This window comes from Nodosilinea nodulosa PCC 7104 (assembly GCF_000309385.1).
Taxonomy (GTDB): Bacteria; Cyanobacteriota; Cyanobacteriia; order Phormidesmidales; family Phormidesmidaceae; genus Nodosilinea; species Nodosilinea nodulosa.
The window spans coordinates 2987053-3005719 of the sequence record NZ_JH976537.1 but is presented as its reverse complement, the minus strand read 5'-3'; the positions used below and the strand labels follow the sequence as shown (position 1 = coordinate 3005719).

Sequence of the window (18667 nt, the reverse complement as noted above, 5' to 3'; positions counted from 1 at the left end):
TTTGACAAGTTAGGGATGGGGCGGTCCTCTATAGGTTGTATAGGGGTTTTTCCGGTAGCATCAGGGCAAGAAATGGAAGTTTGTCGCTAGAGACTATGGCCATTCGTCGTTTTTTTTGGGTTTTTGGGGTCTCGCTGGGGCTGACTGCGGGTGTAGTCGCTTCGGCACCTGCGGCGGAGTTAGTGCCGAACCCGGTACTTCAGCTATCTGCCGCCGCCAACTCGGCGGGGTTTATAGGCCAGGGCATGCCCAGGCGGCTGCTGAGGGCTCCTCTAAGGGTTGTGAGGGGAGTTTCTCCAGCGCTGCTGCTGGCCAGCCTGAGCTTGGCGGGCGGCGCGTTTATCGCGTTGACCTGGCTGCACATCTACCAGCAGCAGCGGCGCTGGCAGCGAGTCGAGCTGGCCCGCCAGGAGGTCAAAGCCTTTCGCGAGCGCGCGGCGGTTAAAAACGTGCTGGATATTCTCGACTATGAGGAGTACCGTACGTTTTACATCAACCATCCGGAAGATGGCCACTTGATTAGCTTTGAGGCCAACGACTATCGGCTCAGGCGGGCGCTGCGATCGCACGATCAGATGGTCAAAATGCGCAACGGGCTCGACGAAATTAAGCGCCTGGCCAGCCAAAACAGCACCATTCCCCTAAAAACCATGGAGCTGGTGCAGCAGTACGACAACGAAGAGTTTGTGATTGAAGTCACCCTGCGCGACTGGTTTGACTCGTTTTTGGGCGGGCTGGAGTACTTCGAGATCATGATCGAGTCGGGGCTGGTGATGGCCGAAGAGATCAAGCCCTTCATCATCTACTGGATCAGGCTGATTGGCGATCGCCGCTACCGCCGCAAGGGGGGGTCTGGCTTCTACGACAAGCTGTCGCACTACATCACCTGGGCGGGCTACGGCCGAGTGCAAGACTTGTTTGAGCGGTTTGGCTTCAAAATTTTGTCGCCACCCTACTCCACCCACGACTTCAGCGGCATTGAAACAGCGGAGGACGGTAAGTACGACACCTACCGGGCGCTGTGCCTGGCCAAGGCCGCCCACCTGGTCTACGAAGACCGGGAGTATGTGACCGACATTTCGCGCCTGTGGCTCAGCGAGGACATCGACAATAAGTGGAAGCGGATGTCAAATCGCCAGTACGTAGTGGATGTCATCAAAGACTGGCTGCGGGAGGGTGAAGAGGCCAGCGAGCGCGACATTCGCAGCAACTTCAAGTACCTCAACATGCTGATTACCGACACCCAGGCGTTTATGTTCCGCAAGGACAACAACCTGATTCTGGTGTTTAAAGGCACTCAACAGCTAAACGACTGGAAGACCAACCTGAAGATTCGCCTCAAGCAGTTTACGGTGCTGGCCGACCAGGAAGCGGTGCCCCCCACGGGGCGGGTGCACCGGGGGTTTTTAGACGCCTGGCAGAGCGTGGAAAAGCAGGTGGTCTACTACCTGAAAAAATGGGTCACCCCCGATACCAAACTCTGGGTGACGGGCCACAGCCTGGGGGGCGCGCTGGCGGCAGTGGCCACGATCGCGCTAGAAGCCCAGGGATTTGAGGTCGCCGGGCTCTACACCTTTGGCCAGCCCCGCGTGGCCGACTGGAAACTGGTCAACTACATGAATGGCAGGATGGGCGATCGCATCATTCGCTACGTCAACAACAACGACATCGTGCCAATGATACCGCCCCAGATTATTCCCTGGGTGCCAACGCGGGTGTACGGCCACATGGGTCAGTTTCGCTACTTCAACGACGCTGGCAGCCTGCGCCGCCAGTCCTTTATGTTCCAGCGCTTCCCCGACCGACTGTTTGGCATGATCCGCGCCATTCTCACCTCCGGCACCCCCGACGCCGTGGATGATCACAAGATGGAGTTTTACGTGGCCAACCTGCAAAAGGCCCTCGATCGCGAAGAGGAAGAAGCCAAGCTAGAGATCGAGCAGGGCATGATCAGCGGCGACTTTGTGGAAGGCATGAAAGAGCGCATGCGGGCACGGCGGAGCACCCCGGAGGGGTGACGGGGTGATGGGGTGATGGGGTGATGAGGCGGATTATAGGGCAAGCCACATCGGAAGCCTAATTTTGCCCCCACGCCCCCTGTCCCCACGCTCCCACGCTCCCACGCCCCCACGCACTCCTCCCCACACCCTACGGCAGAGGCACAAAGTCAAAGCCAGTCCCCGATCGGCTGCCCGGCTGCACTTTGACCAGCAAGACGGTGGTATTGCGATCGCCCGACGGCAAAAAGCTAATCGCTCCCGTTGAGCCCGTAGCAGAGAACCCCTGCCCAGCCAGGGATTGACCCAGGGCTACTCGCCCCTGCGGCCCGCTGGCGGGGGCAACTTTGCCCACCGCTTGGGCTGAGCGAAACGCCTGGAAGGCATCGTAGCTGAGGGCCGTGCGCCAGTTGACATCGCCACCCCAGAGGCTGGACGAGGTTTGGGCGAAGGGCGGCGTCGATTTAAGCGGGTGCCAGGGCACCGTCACCACGGTACCCGTGAGGCTGGCCCCGCCCTTTTGCAGGGCCTCAATGCGGTAAAAGGCATCTCCGGCCAGCACCGGCAGCTGGCCATTGTTGAGCTGGGCGACGGCGATCGCCGCATCAAAGGTGGCCGAGTCGGGCAGCAGCACAATGGCATCGGCACCGCTGCCCTGCAGCTCGGCGGTGGGGTTGCCCTGGGACAGGTCAACCAGCTTCACCACCTGGCCCCCCTCTAGCCCCAGAGTGGTGGTAAAGGCATCCTGCAACGACTTGCTGTAGGAACTCTGGGAGTTGTAGAACACAATCGGCTTGGCTTTGCCCTCAGACAGCATGTAGCGGGCCAGGGTGGTGCCGGTAAACTGGTCGCTGGGGATGACCCGAAAGACAAAATTACTCCCCTGGCGGGGAATCGTCGTCAGCTCTGTGGTGGTGCTGGTGGGGGCAATCATCGGCAGCTGGCCCTGCTGGTAGATGGGGGCGGCGGCCAGGGTGGTGGTGCTGGTGCCGTGGCCAATCACGCCGATAACGTTGGGATCTTGCACCAGGGCGTTGGCGATCGCGGTGGCCTGACCGGCATCGTTGCGATCGTCGGCAATCAGCACCTTGATGGGCGTCCCGGCCTTGATCGCCTCATCCTGGGCCTGAGCCACGCCGCGCAGCAGCTCGCGGGCGGTGTTGGGGGTGTCGCCAATGGGCACCACGGCGGCAATACCCAGGGCCGGAGTTGCCCCCAGCTTGGCATTATTGGCATAAATCAGTGCTTCCGGGTCGTTGCGAACAGCCTGGCGGGCCGCCTCAAACCTGGCGGCGGCAGTGGCATAGTCACCCGTGGCGTAGGCGGCGGCCCCGGCCTGCATGTCGGGGTTGGAGGTGTCGGTAAAGAGGACTCTCTCTCCCCAGCTCAGGGCGTTGGCGACATTGCCCGGTTGCCCTGGGGTCGTCGTCGGGGTCGCAGCCGTTGTGTTTCCTCCCGCATTGGCATCCACCGGAGGATTGGTAGGATTGGTGACCTGAGGGTTGGGCTGGGGTGCATCCTTACGGAAAAAGGCGTTGTAGCCCGTGAAGCCCAGCGCCCCCAAAAAGAGGGCAGCCCCAACCCCCGCAATGATCGGAGCCATGGATTTGCTCTTTTTTAGGGGCTGGCCACAGATCTCACACTTCTGGGCGGTGGTGGAGTTTTCTTCGTAGCCGCATTTGGGGCAGGTGACGTGATTGAAGCTGTCGGTCATGGTGATTTTTTAGAGTTGATGGGGTGGAGAGGTGGGGGAATTTTGGATTTTGGATTTTGGATTGAATAGCTGAGGCGATCTCACCTGCTCACCGTTCCTTGGAGGAAAGGGACAATCCAAAATCGCCAATCCAAAATTCCTAAGGCCGGTTCATTTCAGCTCGCACGTTCTCCTCAATGGTGGCGACTTGTTCGTTTGTGAGGCCCAGCTCTTCCTGGAGATCGATGAGCTGGGTCTGCTCTTCGAGATCAATTTCGCCGTCGTTATCGAGGAAGGCGCGGAACATCAGGGCAAACTCGCTGGCGGCATTCTCCACCGTGTTTTGGGGCAAAAACTGGGCCGCGATCGCATTGGCCTGCTCTACCGAAACCCCATACTTGACCCGGAATTTTTCCAGTAGCTCCAGCTCTGTGGGGGAGGGTGTACCCCGGCGATAGCAGGTCTCGACCAGCTTGGCGTATTTGCCCAGGTTCTCGGAGTCAAGGGCGGGGGGCGGGGGGGTGGATGGGTGGATGGGTGGATGGGTGGCGGGTGATGGGGTGGCGGGTGAGGGAGTGGGCGTGTCGGAGGGGATGAAGAGGCGGTGGGTGGTGACGAAGTTGGAGATCGCCGCCTGGATGCGCTGGTACTCGGCACTGTCGGAGCCGCCGGGGAGAGTTTGCTCCTGTTGGGTCAGGTAGGTCATCACCTGGTCGTAGAGGGCCTGCTTTTGGGGTTTGGTGGCGGCCTGCTCGCCGATAGATCGGATCGCGCTGTCCAGGGTTTCTGCCAGCCGACGGTTCTGGTCGGTGAGCAAGAAATCTTCGGCCTCCTGCCAGGTGGTGCCCATTACCTCGGTTTGATCAAAGCCGGTGAGCTTGTTGCGGTAGGTGAATTTGACCTCGGCAAAGCCGGTGACGCGGTTGTCTTCCTGGCGCACCAGGCCCAGAGCGTTGGCCAGCATCAGGTTGTAGCGGGCCTGGCGCTCGTTGCTGGTTTCGGGCATGACGTCGCCAAACTGGCGGTAGTCCTGGTGGGTGTGCAGGGGGTTGTGGTCGGCCTGGGAAACGGCGCGATAGAGCGATCGCATCCGCTCCATGCCCTCAATCATTCGCAGCGGAAAGGCCCCGGTTTCCTGCACAAAGTAGATGTGGTAGGGGTCGTTGAGGGGGCGAATCTCTTTGTCGGTGACGGTGCTGGTTTTGCGAATCATCGGCAGCAGGCTGGCTACAGCGGGGTCGGTGGGCTTGCTGCCGCCCTGAATGCCCACCAGCTTCTGGTACTTCTCCAGCTTGTCGTCCCAGCCCAGTTTCTTTTGCTCCTGGCTGAGGCGCAAAAAGGCCTCCGACTTCTCAAAGGTGGTTTTGATCTGGGCCTCCTGCATTTCGACGGTGGGGTACTGTTCGAGGAATTTGCGGGCGGTGGAAATGTCGAGCTGGCTGCGCCGACGAAACACATCCATAGCCTGACCCAGCAGGCGATCGTAGAGGTCTCTCGTCTTCAGCGCGTCGAAGGGATAGAGATCAAACAGGCGCAGGCGCAGCTCTTCCAGCACCTGCTGGGAGAGGGTCTGGCAGAGCGTTTCTTCCTGGTCGGCGACGGTTTTGGTGTAGGCGGCGTCAATTTCTTTTTCGTCGTAGAGCAAAATGCCGTTTACCGTCAGGCCGCCGGTTTCGCGGGTGTAGACGCGCTCTTTGTCTTTCAGCTCGGTTTGAACGTTGGCCAGCACGGTCTCAAAGGCGGTCAGATCGACCAGGAGCTGGTCAATTTCTTCCCGCAGGCCGTCCAGCAGCATCACCCCCAGGGTGCGGGCCTTGACCTCCACCTTGGAGACGTAGACCTGCTCTAGCGCCTGCATGATGCCCTGAAAGTCGTCTTCGATGACTTTCTTGCGGTTGAGCATCATCATCTGCTTGGCATGATCGTCGATCTGCTTCAGCAGGGTTTGCAGGGCGTTCTGGGCCGATCGCTCCCTTGGCAGCCAGTATTTCTGCCGGTCCTGGTCAAATTTGCTGCGAAAGTCGGCAAAGACCTCGATCAGCACTTCTAGAAACTGCCGGGTAAACTTCGGTCCCCGGAAGCGGTCTTCTACCATCTGGTAAACCGTGGCCCGCAGCTCCTTGCGCTTTTCAGGAATCAGCCAGCTCAGGTTGTCCCACATTTTTTGGAAGTAGTCGCTCCAGCGCTTGGGGTCGGTGCCGGTGTCGTTGAAGTGGGGAGAATATTTTTCCTGCTCGTTGGAGATAAACCGCTGGAGATTTTCAAAGGGAATATTCAGGTCGTTGCGGCGCTTGCGCACCCCGGCTACCCAGTCGGCAACTTCTTTGGCGTAGGGCTTTTTGTTGTCGCCCATGCTGATGCTGTCGATGATCTGGTGGTCGTGCTCGGATTCGGCCAGGAATAGACCGGGGAGAATTTCGGTGCGTATTAGGTCGGACATCGCCGCTGGGGCGGGGGTGGGGTTGCTCCACCAGTCCACCAGCTTGGCGGCCAGGCGGGCCGAGCAGGCGTTCAGCACTCGCTCCACCGGAAACTGAATGCTGGAGAGGCCAAAGCTCATGAAGTTCTGCGGATAGCCCAGGGCGTCGGGGCTGGCCCAGTGCTTGCGCACGTTGTCGCGCACCAGCTTTTTGTACTGGCTAAAGCCGGAGGTAAAGTCGAGGAAGACGTTCTGAGAGACCATCTCCAGCACGTCGCCCAGGGTGGGGAAGGTGACTTTGTCGTTGCTGTTACCCACCAGGTAGGTGAAGTTGAAGGGGGTATCGAGGCCGCTCTGGGTGGTGATGCGATCGCTCTGGCTGTCGCTGTACTGCACGTCAAAGCGGGTGTCGCTGCGGCTGTAGTGGTTCAGCTCCATCAGGGCGGCGTAGGCGTTGGCAATGACGCGATCGCCCAGGCCTGAAAACGCCCCCGGCAGCACCAAAAAAGCGCTGGTCTGGGGCAGTTCTGACACCGGCACCCAGTCGCGCAGGTTGTAGGCCAGATCCATCACCATGCCCGAGCCGGTGCCGCCGGAGAGCGAGCACACCACAAAAATGTTGATGCCCTTGTCGAGCTGCACCTTCCAGCGATCGAGCATGAACTTTTCGTGGCCGACGATGCGCCCCCTGGCCTTGGTGAAGTAGTCCTTAATCAGCGGGTAGTTGAGGCTGAAGGCAAACCGGCCCAGGGCGCGGATCTGCCCCGCCCCAGACAAGATCGAGTCGGTGCCCTTCAGCTCGCTCGGAAACCACTCGTCTAGGTACTGGTAAGCCGAGAGCTTGTTGAGAATCGCCTTGGCATCTTCGACCTTGGCCCACACCTGCTCGATGGGCCGCAGGGAAATATCCTGCTTTAGCACGGTCTGAGCTTCGGAGACACGGGCGTTTTGCTCGGTGTCGATGTGCAAAAACGAGACAATCGGCAGCGCATCGAGGGAGCCGTACTGCTCCACAATCATGCGGCGAATTTTGATCAGAATTTCTTTGCCGGTTCCCCCCAGGCCGATGATTACGGTGGGGGTCATACCAGTATATTCACTCATGGGTGGGGCACCGAAGCAGGGCTATTGCCGTTAGGTTTCCCCAGTAACTTCCGTAGGACTGCGGCCATTCCGCAAGGGCTTATCAAAAGTTGACAATTGGCTGGGTTAACCTAAGGGGTTTTTGGACAAGAACGCGCCCCAGGGTAGGGCGCAGAACCTGCACCCTTGGGAGGAAGCAAAATCCTCAGGTATTTTCGCGGTCAGAATTGCCCTCATGCTGCAACCCACCCATGCAGGCGGCAGCGACCCACCACAGATTTGACCGCAACATTGACCACAACTGGGGGCAGAGAACAGCGCGATCGCCGTCCTAAAAAAGGTTAAGTCCAGGCAGGTTGGCGACTTGTCTGCGAGATGAGGTCGTTAAACTTTAGAAGCAACGGCAGCTCAAGTATGACGTTCAGGCGCTTTGCCCCAGAGTTTTGCCCCAGAGTCTTGCCCCAAACATATATCTGCCCCTACCGACCCTACCTGTGACCTATTCTTCCACCAAGTCTCTCCGAGTTCGTCGCCTGCTGCCCTGGCTGGTAGCCGTGACGCTGCTGCTGGTGTTCTCGGGCGGTCTGGTGCACCTACTGACCGAGTCGTGGTGGTTTGAGTCGGTGGGCTACGGGTCGGTGTTTTGGCTCCGCGTTAAGTGGCAGCTGGCCCTGGGGGCGGGTGGGTTTCTCCTCTACGGCGGGGGGCTGTGGGCGAGTTACCACATGGCGCAGCGGCTGACCCGCGATCGCGCCTACCGATTTTCGGCTCGCCACAGCGACCCAGCCCAGCGTGCCCAGCTAGAACGGCTGCTGCACCTGGGTATGGTGGGGCTAATTTTTGTGCTGGCCCTGGGGGTGGCCCTGCGGGCCGCGTCGGCCTGGCAAACGGTGCTGCAATTTCTCAACCCCACCGCCTTTGACGTCACCGACCCGATCTTTCAGCGCGACATCGGCTTTTACATGTTTAAGCTGCCCCTGTGGGAGGGGCTACAGGCCAACCTGCTGGGGCTGCTGGTGTGGGCACTGCTGATTGCCGCCACGGTCTACGCCCTCAAGGGGGAGGTACGCCCGGAGCGGGGCTGGAAGTACTTTTTGACCGGCGAGGCCAAGGCCCACCTGTGCCTGCTGCTGGCGGCGATCGCAGTGGTGCTGGCGGCGGGCTTCTGGCTCGATCGCTACTCGCTGCTGTACTCCGATCGCGGCGTCATTTTTGGGGCGGGCTACACCGACGTTCACGCCCGGCTCCAGGCCTACTGGCTGATGGGGTTTGTCACCCTGGCGGTGGCGGCGCTGTTTATGATTGCCCTGGCCCGCAGCGGCTTTTCGCTGCCGATTTTTGGCATCGTCATCTACCTGGGCGTGCTGATTTTGGTCAACGGCCTCTACCCCTGGTTGCAGCAAAACTTTGTGGTCGAGCCCAACGAGCTGACCATCGAGCGCCCCTACATTGAGCACAACATTGCCTTTACCCGCCAGGCCTACAACCTCACCAGCGTTACCTCAGAGCCTTTCCCTGCCGAAAACAGCCTGACCCGCAACCTGATTGAGACCAACGGCCCCACCGTGGGCAATATTCGCCTGTGGGACTACGCCCCCCTGCTGAGCACCTACAAGCAACTGCAGGAAATTCGCCTCTACTACAACTTTGAGGATGTCGATATCGATCGCTACACCCTCAACGGCGACTACCGCCAGGTCAGCCTCTCGGCCCGGGAGCTGCCGGTGGAGCAGCTGCCCCCCGAGGCCCAAAACTGGATCAACCGCCAGCTCAAATTTACCCACGGCTTCGGCGTGGTGATGAGCCCCGTCAACCAGGTCACCCCCAACGGCCTGCCGGAGTTTTTCATTCGCAATGTGCCCCCCAGCAGCACCGTTGACTTGCCCCTCGACCAGCCCCGCATTTACTACGGCGAAAGCACCCGCAACTACATCTTTACCGGGGCCAATACCGACGAGTTTGACTACCCCCAGGGCGACACCAACGCCGCCTACCGCTACACCGGGGCGGGGGGAGTACCGCTCACCTCGTGGCTGCGTCGACTGGTCTACGCCTACGACCTGGGCAACTTCCGCATTCTGATTTCAAACTATTTCAGCCCCGAGACCCGCATTCACTACCACCGGCTGATTACCGATCGGGTGCGCCAGGTAGCACCCTTTCTCACCTTCGACAGCGACCCCTACCCAGCGGTCATTGACGGGCGCATTAAGTGGATTTTGGATGGGTATACGAGCAGCGATCGCTACCCCTACTCCGAGCCGCTCAACCGCCGCAGCGACCTGATTTCGCTGGTGGACAGCGCCAATCCGCTGATGCGCAACGGCGTCAACTACATTCGCGATGCCGTCAAAGTCTTTGTCGATGCCTACGACGGCACCCTGGAGCTCTACGCCCGCGACAGCACCGATCCCCTGCTGTCTACCTACAGCCGCATTTTTCCTGACCTGTTTAAGCCCATAGCCGATCTGCCCGACAGCTACCGCCAGCACCTGCGCTATCCCCACGATATTTTTAATGTGCAGGCCCAGATGTACCGGGCCTACCACATGGAAAATCCGGAGGTGTTCTACAACCGCGAAGACCTGTGGCGCTTCCCCGAGCACGTCGTAGACGACGGCGCGGTGCAGCCCATGGAGCCGTACTACGTGATCATGAAGCTGCCCAAGCTGGCCCAGGAGGAGTTTCTGCAAATTTTGCCCTTTACCCCCGCCAACCGCGACAACATGATCGCCTGGATGGCGGGCGGATCCGACGGCGACAACTACGGTCGCCTGCTGCTCTACGAATTTCCTAAGCAGGAGCTGGTGTTTGGCCCCACCCAGATCGAGGCCCGCATCAGCCAGACCCCGGAAATCTCAGAGCAAATTACCCTCTGGAGTCAGCAGGGGTCCGGGGTCATTCGCGGCACCCTGCTGGTGATTCCGGTGGAGCAGTCGCTGCTGTACGTGCAGCCCATTTACCTGCGGGCCGACCAGGGCGAGCTGCCCGAGCTGCGGCGGGTGATTGTCGCCTACAGCGATCGCGTCGTCATGCGCGAAACCCTGGATGAAAGCCTGGATGCTATCTTTGGAGAAGCGAGCACACCGGCACCCACCACCCCATCGCCGGGGTCAGTATCCCCCCCCGCCAGCACGACCTCCGAGCTAGTGCAGGCGGCCCTTGAATCCTACCAGGCGGGGCAGCAGGCCCTCCAGCAGGGAGATTGGCAGCGCTACGGCGAGGCCCAACAGCAGCTAGAAAGCATTTTGAGACAGCTAAACCAACAAACTCCGTAACATTTGGGGTGACATTACGTTAGGTTTACGTACCGCAAAAGGTTGATTGTGCCAATATTAGCCACCACGGGCATACTATAGGGAATTCTCCGGCCCGTGCGCTGAATTCATCGAATTCAATAGCCCTCTATGTCTACTACGCCCCCCAATGTTCTGCAACTGGCCCGCCAGGGCAACCCAGACGCGATCGCGGCCCTGATGAATCGCCATCTCGAGGCCCAGGGTATCACCGCCCACGTCGTGCAGCAGGAAAACACCCTCCAGGTCAACCTGGAGAGTGCTCAAATTCCCAATCAGGCCGATTTGGTCGCCTACGTCAAAAAAGGCATCACGGGGCTGGAGCTAGCGGCTGTGCATCACCTGATCGTGAGCGGTAAACAGACTGGGGCCAGCACTAGCGCCTGGAGCGAAAATCTGGCGCTACAGACCGATCCCAGCGCCTTTGAGCTGGATTTTGACGCTGCCCCCGACGACTTTGCGGCCAGCGACGACACAGACCTGGGAGCAGCGTTGGGGTTTGATGCGGACAGCTCTGCCCTGGAGATAGACGACCTCGGCGACCTGGATGCCGCCCTGGGCAACGAATTTAGCGGAGCCGATATGGGCCTCGATGATTTGGGCCTGACCGATAGCGACAGCGAAGTCAGCTCCGGGGCAGCGGACTTCGATCTAAACTTTGATGACGGTGACTTTGGCCTCGACCTGGCCGAGCCAACCTCTGGGCCTGAGGCCACCGACAGCTTTGACCTTGACCTGGGTGAAAGCAGCCCGGATGGCCTGGATCTCGGTAGCGGCTTTGACGATACCCTCGACAGCAAAGATCTCGATCTAGACCTAGCGCTGGCGGGGGAGCCCCCTGGAAACCCCACAGATCTCGATTTTGATTTGGGTCTAGCCGAGGCCACCGACTCTGCAAATCTGGATGGGGATCTCGACGGAGATCTCGATTTTGACCTCGATCTGGCCGCTGGGCCAGCTGAGTCGACTGATCCAACAGCTTTGGACTTTGATCTGGACTTCGCCGAAGCATCGGGCGAAACCGGCACCGATCTCGACTTCGACCTGGGTCTGGACAACGACTCGGGGGAGGTGGGCGACACCAGCGATCTCGACTTTGAGCTGGGCGCTGTCGATGGCTCTGGGGAGGCTGACAGCGATCTTGACCTGGGCTGGGTAGAAGAACCCACTACCGACAGTTCGATGGGGGCGCTAGATTTTGGTCTCACCGAAGCATCTCTCGCCGCAGCATCCGCCGCCGACCCCGCCACTAGCGAATTAGGCGAATTAGATTTTGATTTGGCTGACCCTGCCGCTGAGGGCAGCGTCCCCGATGCCCTGGATTTAGACGCCGCAGATTTCGATCTAGGGTTTGACGCCGCTGGAGATGAAGTGGCCCTGGGGTCTGCGGACAACCTGGATCTGGACTTTGGGGCAGAGTTTGAGCCTGAAGCAGATTTGAGCCTAGCGGAGGCAGAGGATGGATCGGCCGCGATCGCCGACTATCTCGAATCCGACGACCTGGACTTTGACCTCAATACGCCTCCAGCCAGCCCGCACGCGCCCGATGAAACGATGGATTTGGACGATCTGTGGGGCGATAGCGATACCAGTAATACCGCCCCCGCTGCAGGGGCCGACGGGTCTGCCATTGACGACCTGGCCGCCCTGGACGATATTCTGACCCCGGAGCTAACTAGCCCCGATGAGTGGGCCGACCTAGACGCTGACTTCGATAGTGATGTGAGGGCAGATACAGAGCCGGAAACGCCCGAAGCAGAAGCTGGGAGCGCAGGGGCGATCGCCTTTGAAGACGCTGCATTCCTCGATTTTGAATCTGAGGACCTGGCCCTGGAGGCCACTGACAGTACCGACGATCTGCTCGCAGCTCCCACCGCCGAGGAGCTTGTGTTTGAAGACCTGAGCAGCGCTGCCACCCTCGATTTGGCCGCCAATGACCTCATCGAAGACTGGGCCGACGCCTCAACTGACCTCTCCCTGGGCGACGAAGCAGAAGCCGACCTCGATAACTATGGCGACCTGGGCACCGATGACTTGGGCATTGATGCCTTGGGCAGCGGCGACGTTGATCTGGCTACAGATGGCCCTGGCGAGGCTTCAACCACCCCATTCACCGACAATTTCGACGAGTTTTCCCCCGACCTAGCCATGGGTGCTGAAACAGACACCGACCTAGGCGACTACGGCGATCTAAGCATGGGTGACCTGGGCACTGATAACTTGGCCACTGATAACTTTGGCACCGATAACTTTGGCACCGATGAAGCCGCTCCCGCCGAAGCCTTTGACCCAGGCTTTAGCGCCGACTGGGATCAGCCTGCCGACCCTGACCTTACAGCCTCAGCCGCACCGCCCTGGGATGCGGTCCCTGACGATTTTAGCCCCGGTTTAGACCTAGGCACCCCCAGCGACTTTGAAGCTGATGCAGGCACCGAGTTTGATCCCGGACTGGTCTTTGATCCCGAGAGCGAGGGCATCGATCCAACGCCGAATCCCTTTGAGATGGGGGCAATCGCAGAGGAGACGGACTACACCGCCGATGCCCCCGACTTTGAGACGCCGCAGAGGGAGCCAGAGGCCTTTGACCTGGGGGCTGAGGCCGATCTGCCCTTCTCGACGATGGAACTCGATCAGACCGTGGAGGGCAACTTCAGGCCCGATCTAGCCCCCGAGGGCGGCTTCAGCGAGTCCAACGACTATGACAACGCGCTGATTGAAGAGCAGCCCGAAACCTACTTTGCAGAGACCTATGTAACCCCTGCCCCGCTTGACTACACCGATGACGCCGAAGCAGATTTGGCGTTTGAATCGGTCGAGTTTGACATTAATGAAACCGGCAGCCCTGGGTTTGAGGTATCGGGCTTCGGCGATGAGGCCGAGCCTGAGATCCCGATATTTGGCGCCGATGCCAGCTTCGAGGACGAGGGATTTGGCGAAGGCTTTGGCAATGAGAGCTTTGGGGATGAAGGCCTTGGGGATGAGGGCTTTGGGGATGAGGGCTTTGACGCCAACGACATCTTCAGCGACAGCCACGATGACAGCAACGGCTTCATTCAAGACCGCAACGGTGCTGTCCTGCTGGAGGATGAGCCTGACGCCACCGACGACTTTATTCAAGAATTTGGCTCCGATCCCTCTACCCACGTGGCCCTGGCCCCTGGCCAGTTTGAAAACGAGGGCAGGGGCCGCTCGGGCCTGCCGCTGCGGCTAATTGTGGGGCTGGGTCTTGGGGCGCTGGTCCTGGCGCTGGTAGGCCTGCTGCTCAACAGCGTGCTGGGTCGGCTGCGACAGCCCGCCCCTGGGAATGACACCGTGGTGACTGAGCCTGCGGTACCTGCGCCCACCACGCCCCCCGCTGACGTGCCCCAGGAAGACCTGTTCAGGCAGGCGGTCAATGCGGCCCAGACCGCGGCTAACCAGGCCCAGACCGCCAGCACAGCGGACCAGTGGCAGGCCGTTGCCGATTCCTGGTCCAATTCCATTGAGCTGATGAAGCGGGTGCCCAAGTCAGACCCCAACTACGCTGTGGCCCAGCAGAAGGTGGTGGACTACCAGCCCAATTTGACCTACGCCCAGCAAAACGTGCAGCGGCTTAAGTAGGGAGCTTTGGGGCGATCGCGCCCAGCCTCTAGCCAACCTTTTCAGAATCCGACGGTCCAGCCAGTTTTCTGGCCAGATCGTCGGGCGCGTTTTCCACAGGCTGGGGCAGACGGGTAGAATGGGACGGTTGTATTCAGACCAAAGCCTTGATTGAACGCTATACCCTGCCCGAGATGGGCGACCTCTGGACCGACGACTACAAATTCAAAACCTGGCTGCGGGTTGAAATCGCGGTGTGTGAAGCCCAGGCTGAGCTAGGCTACATTCCCCCAGAGGCGGTAGAGGAAATCAAGGCCAAAGCTAAGTTTGACCCCCAGCGCATTCTCGAAATTGAAGCTGAGGTGCGCCACGATGTGATCGCCTTTCTCACCAACGTCAACGAGTACGTGGGCGACGTAGGGCGCTACATTCACCTAGGTATGACCAGTTCCGACATGCTGGATACGGCCCTGTCGCTGCAATTGGTGGACAGCCTCCAGGTGATTCTGACCCACGTGGAGAGCCTGATTCAGGCGATTCGCTACCGAGCTCAGGAGCACCGTGACACGGTGATGATTGGCCGATCGCACGGCATTCACGCCGAGCCGATTACCTTTGGCTTTAAGCTGGCTGGCTGGCTGGCCGAAATGCTGCGCCACCGGGAGCGGTTGACCCGCCTGCAAGACGCGATCGCCGTCGGCAAGATCTCCGGCGCGGTGGGCACCTACGCCAACATTGATCCCAAAATTGAGGCCCTGGCCTGCCAAAACCTGGGCCTGCGCCCCGACACCGCCTCCACCCAGGTGATCTCCCGCGATATCCACGCCGAGTTTATGAATGCCCTGGCCCTGCTGGGAGCGAGTATTGAGCGCTTTGCGGTCGAAATTCGCAACCTCCAGCGCACCGACGTGCTGGAAGTGGAAGAATTTTTCTCGAAAAAACAAAAGGGCTCCTCGGCCATGCCCCACAAGCGCAACCCGATTCGCTCTGAGCGGCTGACGGGGATGGCGCGGCTGCTGCGGGGCAACGCCATGGCGGCGCTGGAGAACGTGGCCCTGTGGCACGAGCGCGATATTTCCCACAGCTCGGTGGAGCGGGTGGCCTTTCCCGACAGCTGCATTCTCACCCACTTCATGCTGGTGGAGACCACCGAGCTGATCAAAAACCTGCTGGTCTACCCCGACAACATGGCCCGCAACATGAACGTCTACGGCGGCGTGGTGTTTAGCCAGGGGGTGCTGCTGGCCCTGGTGGACAAGGGGCTGGCCCGCGAGGAGGCCTACGCCATTGTGCAGGGCTGCGCCCACCAGGCCTGGAACACCGACGACGGCAACTTTCGGGGGCTAATTGAGGCCGACGAGCGGGTGCAGGGGCGGCTTTCCGCTGAGGAAATTGCCGCCTGCTTTGACCCCGATCGCCACCTGAGAAACCTAGATCAGGTCTTTCAGCGGCTGGGAATTTAGGTGGGTTACCGTTTCTTTACCGCCGCGCTTTTACTATAGGCAAGTAGGCGGGGTGGTGCGGATTTGGGATTACAGCTTGATGATGCCCTGCTGGAGGGCATTGACCACGGCGTGGGTGCGATCGCTGGCCCGGAGCTTACTGATCACATTGGCGACATGAAACTTTACAGTGCTTTCGGCAATGAGGAGTTCCCCGGCGATCGCCCTGTTGTTTTTACCCTTTGCCATCAGAGTTAGTACTTCATACTCGCGATCGCTCAAATCAGTCTGGCTCATGCGATTTGCTAGCTTAATGCCGATGTCTACCGGGATGTAGCGCTGCCCTGTGCTAACCGCCCGAATCACCTCTAAAACCTGGCCGCAGGGGGTGTCTTTGAGCAGATACGCCTTCGCCCCGGCCCGCAGGCCCTGGTAGATATCTTCATTGGTTTCATAGATAGAAAACATGATGATGCAGGCTTGGGAATATTCTGCACGAATTTTGGTGATCGCCTCTACGCCGCTAACGACGGGCATCTGCAAATCGAGAATGGCAACATCGGGCTGGTGCAGACGAAACTGCTCAATTGTCTCTTGTCCGTTGTTGGCTTCGGCCACGACGGACATATCCGGTTGGTCATTCAAAATAGCTACCAAACCCTGGCGCACAATCGGATGATCGTCGGCGACCAAAATGCGGATTGTCTCGGTGGGTTGAGTCAACATGGTTGGTCTGTAGGCTAGGTGTGAGGCAGAGGTAATTGGCGAGGTAATTGGCGTAGAGTGAACTTAAAGAATAGCTGGATTAGCCAGGGTGACCGTAATAGTGGTGCCCTGCCCCAGCTGGCTGACAAGTTGCCAAGTGGCACGCAGCCGCGCGGTTCGCTGCTGCATGCCCAATAGGCCAAATCCCCAGCTAGACGGTTGTGAATCAAAGCCACAGCCATCGTCACGGATGATCAGCTGTAGGGTGTGCGGCTGGTAGCTGAGGCCAATGGAGATAGTTTGGGCCTGGGCGTGGCGCAGAGCATTAGTAACCGACTCCTGAGCAATGCGGAGCAGATTCAGGCCCAGGTCGGGGTGAAGGCGATAGGGAATACCCTCAATGTCTAAGCTGATAGGCACCGGCTGCCCCGACGCGGTTTGGGCAATAAACTTGGCGATCGTCCGAGACAAATCTTCGTACTCAGCGGTTTCTAGATACAGCGTCCAGACCGATCGCCTAGCTTCGGCCAGGCCATCTCGAGCCAGGGCTTGGGCGGTCATCACGTGGTTCTGCGCGGCTGTTAACTGTGTAGGGGTAAAGTAGGTAGCGGCCTGCAGCTGCATTAAAATACCGCCAAAAGCCTGGGCCAGGGTATCGTGAATTTCGCGCGCCATACGGGCCCGCTCCTGCAGCAGAGCCGCCTGCTGCGCCTCTTCGGCCAGGCGGGTCAGCTCGATCGCGAGAGTCAGTTGTTGGGCCAGAGCATGGGCAAGCTCGATGACTTGACCCGAGACAGTGCTATGGCTGGGTAGGTAGATGACTAAGGCACCAATGGTGGTGTCGCTGACGCTAAGCAGCAGGCTGAGAAACGGGATTAGGTCGAGGTCGGGGTGCTGCTCGGGCAGGTGGCGAAAAATCTTCCCCTGCCAGCAGGCTAAGTGGACGTAGGCATTAGTCTCAGGCTCAGCCTGGGTGGCATGTACCCAATACTCCACTGCCGGGGCGTCAAATTGATCCGCAATAAGTTTCAGGAGGTGCCCAATGAAGCGATCCAGGTCGGGATCGGCGGCAAGGGTATCGAGAGACTGCTTGAGGGCTGTGTTTGCTTTAACTAATTCTGCAACCCGTTCTTGCGCCACTTGTTCTTGCGCCTGGGCGATCGCTTCTGCTTGCTTAATTTCTGCCAGCTGAGTCAGCTGAATAGCCAGCGTCACCAGTTGTGCCAGCGCATGCATCAGCTCAGTCTGTTGCTCGCTCAAATAGTGACCACTGGGAAAATAAAGTAAAAGTGCCCCTGTCGTTTTTCCTGCCCGCATCAGAGGAATGTTAATCATCTTCCTGATGTGATTTTCGGTACACCACGTCTCTAAGTCAAAATTTAGAGGAGAAAAGATCGACTGCTGAATCGGATCAGCAGGCACATCTTCTACGACAAAATGGCGTTTGCGAGTGTGGAGATTTTCATATCCAATGAGTTCCGGCGGAATTTGGATGCCTCTTACAAAACAATCATCAGGCAGGTCGGCTACAGTGAGAATTTTACCGTTACTACAGGCCAGTCTTAGATAGGAAATATTGCCAGGTTCTGGATGCTCCCAATACTGGATTAGGGGAGCATCAAATTGTTCAGAAAGAGCCTTTAGAACATGATCTAAAAAGCGATTTAGGTCGGATTCAGTTACCAACAAATCGACGGTTTGCTTGAGCACATGGTTAGCTTTTTCCAGCTCTAAAGCCTGCCTTTGGGCAGATTCTTGCTGTTCACGAGTGATCCGATCGCGCTGAATGGCGCTGCCGATAAAGTCTGCGATTGTTCGCAAAATGGCCACCTCTGCCGGACTGATGCAAATGGCTTCGCGGCAGTAGTTAAAGCACAATACGCCCCACCACCGCCCATTGACGCGAATCGGCACGGAATAACTCGACTTGACTTGAACGGCGGCATAGGCGCTTCGCAGGGGTTCAATCCAGTCTTCCAGCAGTCCGCCAAATCCATCGCCGTGGAGATAGTACTCCTCCATAAAGGCTTCTATCCCTGCACTGCTGATGCGAGCTGTCTCCGAATGGGTCGCCTGCCGTATCGTCCCTGGGCTAGTCCACTCGTAGAGTACGGTGTAGTAGTCGGGCACCGTTGATGACGCATCAGCGGCATTTTCTAAAACGTTGATGCGATCGCAGCCTGCGCCTGCCGCGATTAAATTCAGAGCCGTATCAATCGCTTCGTCAAGGTTCTCCAGCGTAAGTAGAAGATTGGCGGCGGCGGCGGCAGCTTCTAAAAGTTGATCACGCCGCTGTAGCATGCGATCGCGACCGTCTGCAATAGCAGCGTCCTGCCGATCAGCTGGATCAGGCGATAGCGGGTTGGAGGTAAAAGCCACAGCATGGGTTGTTTTGGCCCCTAGCATAGCAGCTGAGCTATCGCTGGAGGGTAGCTGCCCACCATGCTGACTGC

The 18667-nt window shown here is 59.0% G+C and carries 8 protein-coding genes; 4 read left to right on the top strand and 4 right to left on the bottom strand.

Features of this window, described 5'->3' with window-relative positions; translation table 11 throughout:
* Nucleotides 1–95: 95 nt before the first annotated feature.
* Nucleotides 96–2018, top strand: coding sequence for a lipase family protein (locus tag LEPTO7104_RS0113920; RefSeq protein ID WP_017299195.1), 1923 nt, complete (start codon nt 96–98; stop codon nt 2016–2018).
* A gap of 130 nt (nt 2019–2148) precedes the next feature.
* Here LEPTO7104_RS0113920 and LEPTO7104_RS0113915 read toward each other — a convergent pair whose 3' ends face one another.
* Nucleotides 2149–3711, bottom strand: coding sequence for an ABC transporter substrate-binding protein (locus LEPTO7104_RS0113915; RefSeq protein WP_017299194.1), 1563 nt, complete (start codon nt 3709–3711; stop codon nt 2149–2151).
* 139 nt (nt 3712–3850) lie between these two features.
* The gene (locus LEPTO7104_RS0113910) at nt 3851–7213 is read right to left on the bottom strand and encodes a tubulin-like doman-containing protein (RefSeq protein ID WP_155523636.1); all 3363 of its coding nucleotides are present in this window, start codon (nt 7211–7213) and stop codon (nt 3851–3853) included.
* A 473-nt stretch (nt 7214–7686) separates the two neighbouring features.
* Here LEPTO7104_RS0113910 and LEPTO7104_RS0113905 point away from each other — a divergent pair, with 473 nt between their 5' ends.
* The 3 genes from LEPTO7104_RS0113905 to purB all read left to right on the top strand — a co-directional run bounded on the left by LEPTO7104_RS0113905 (nt 7687) and on the right by purB (nt 15530).
* A complete protein-coding gene (locus LEPTO7104_RS0113905) occupies nt 7687–10470 on the top strand; it encodes a UPF0182 family membrane protein (protein WP_017299192.1) in 2784 nt (927 codons plus the stop codon).
* Nucleotides 10471–10599: 129 nt separating this feature from the next.
* Nucleotides 10600–14088: a hypothetical protein gene (locus LEPTO7104_RS36980; protein WP_020479978.1), complete on the top strand. Its 3489-nt coding sequence runs from the start codon at nt 10600–10602 to the stop codon at nt 14086–14088.
* Nucleotides 14089–14234: 146 nt separating this feature from the next.
* Nucleotides 14235–15530, top strand: coding sequence for an adenylosuccinate lyase (gene purB / locus LEPTO7104_RS0113895; protein ID WP_017299191.1), 1296 nt, complete (start codon nt 14235–14237; stop codon nt 15528–15530).
* A gap of 69 nt (nt 15531–15599) precedes the next feature.
* On the opposite strand, the gene LEPTO7104_RS0113890 is transcribed toward purB, so the two are convergent.
* Both LEPTO7104_RS0113890 and LEPTO7104_RS0113885 read right to left on the bottom strand, forming a co-directional pair.
* Nucleotides 15600–16235, bottom strand: a complete 636-nt coding sequence (locus tag LEPTO7104_RS0113890; RefSeq protein WP_017299190.1) for a response regulator — start codon at nt 16233–16235, stop codon at nt 15600–15602.
* Nucleotides 16236–16298: 63 nt separating this feature from the next.
* Nucleotides 16299–18593, bottom strand: coding sequence for a GAF domain-containing sensor histidine kinase (locus LEPTO7104_RS0113885; protein ID WP_196358114.1), 2295 nt, complete (start codon nt 18591–18593; stop codon nt 16299–16301).
* Between the last annotated feature and the right edge of the window lie 74 nt (nt 18594–18667).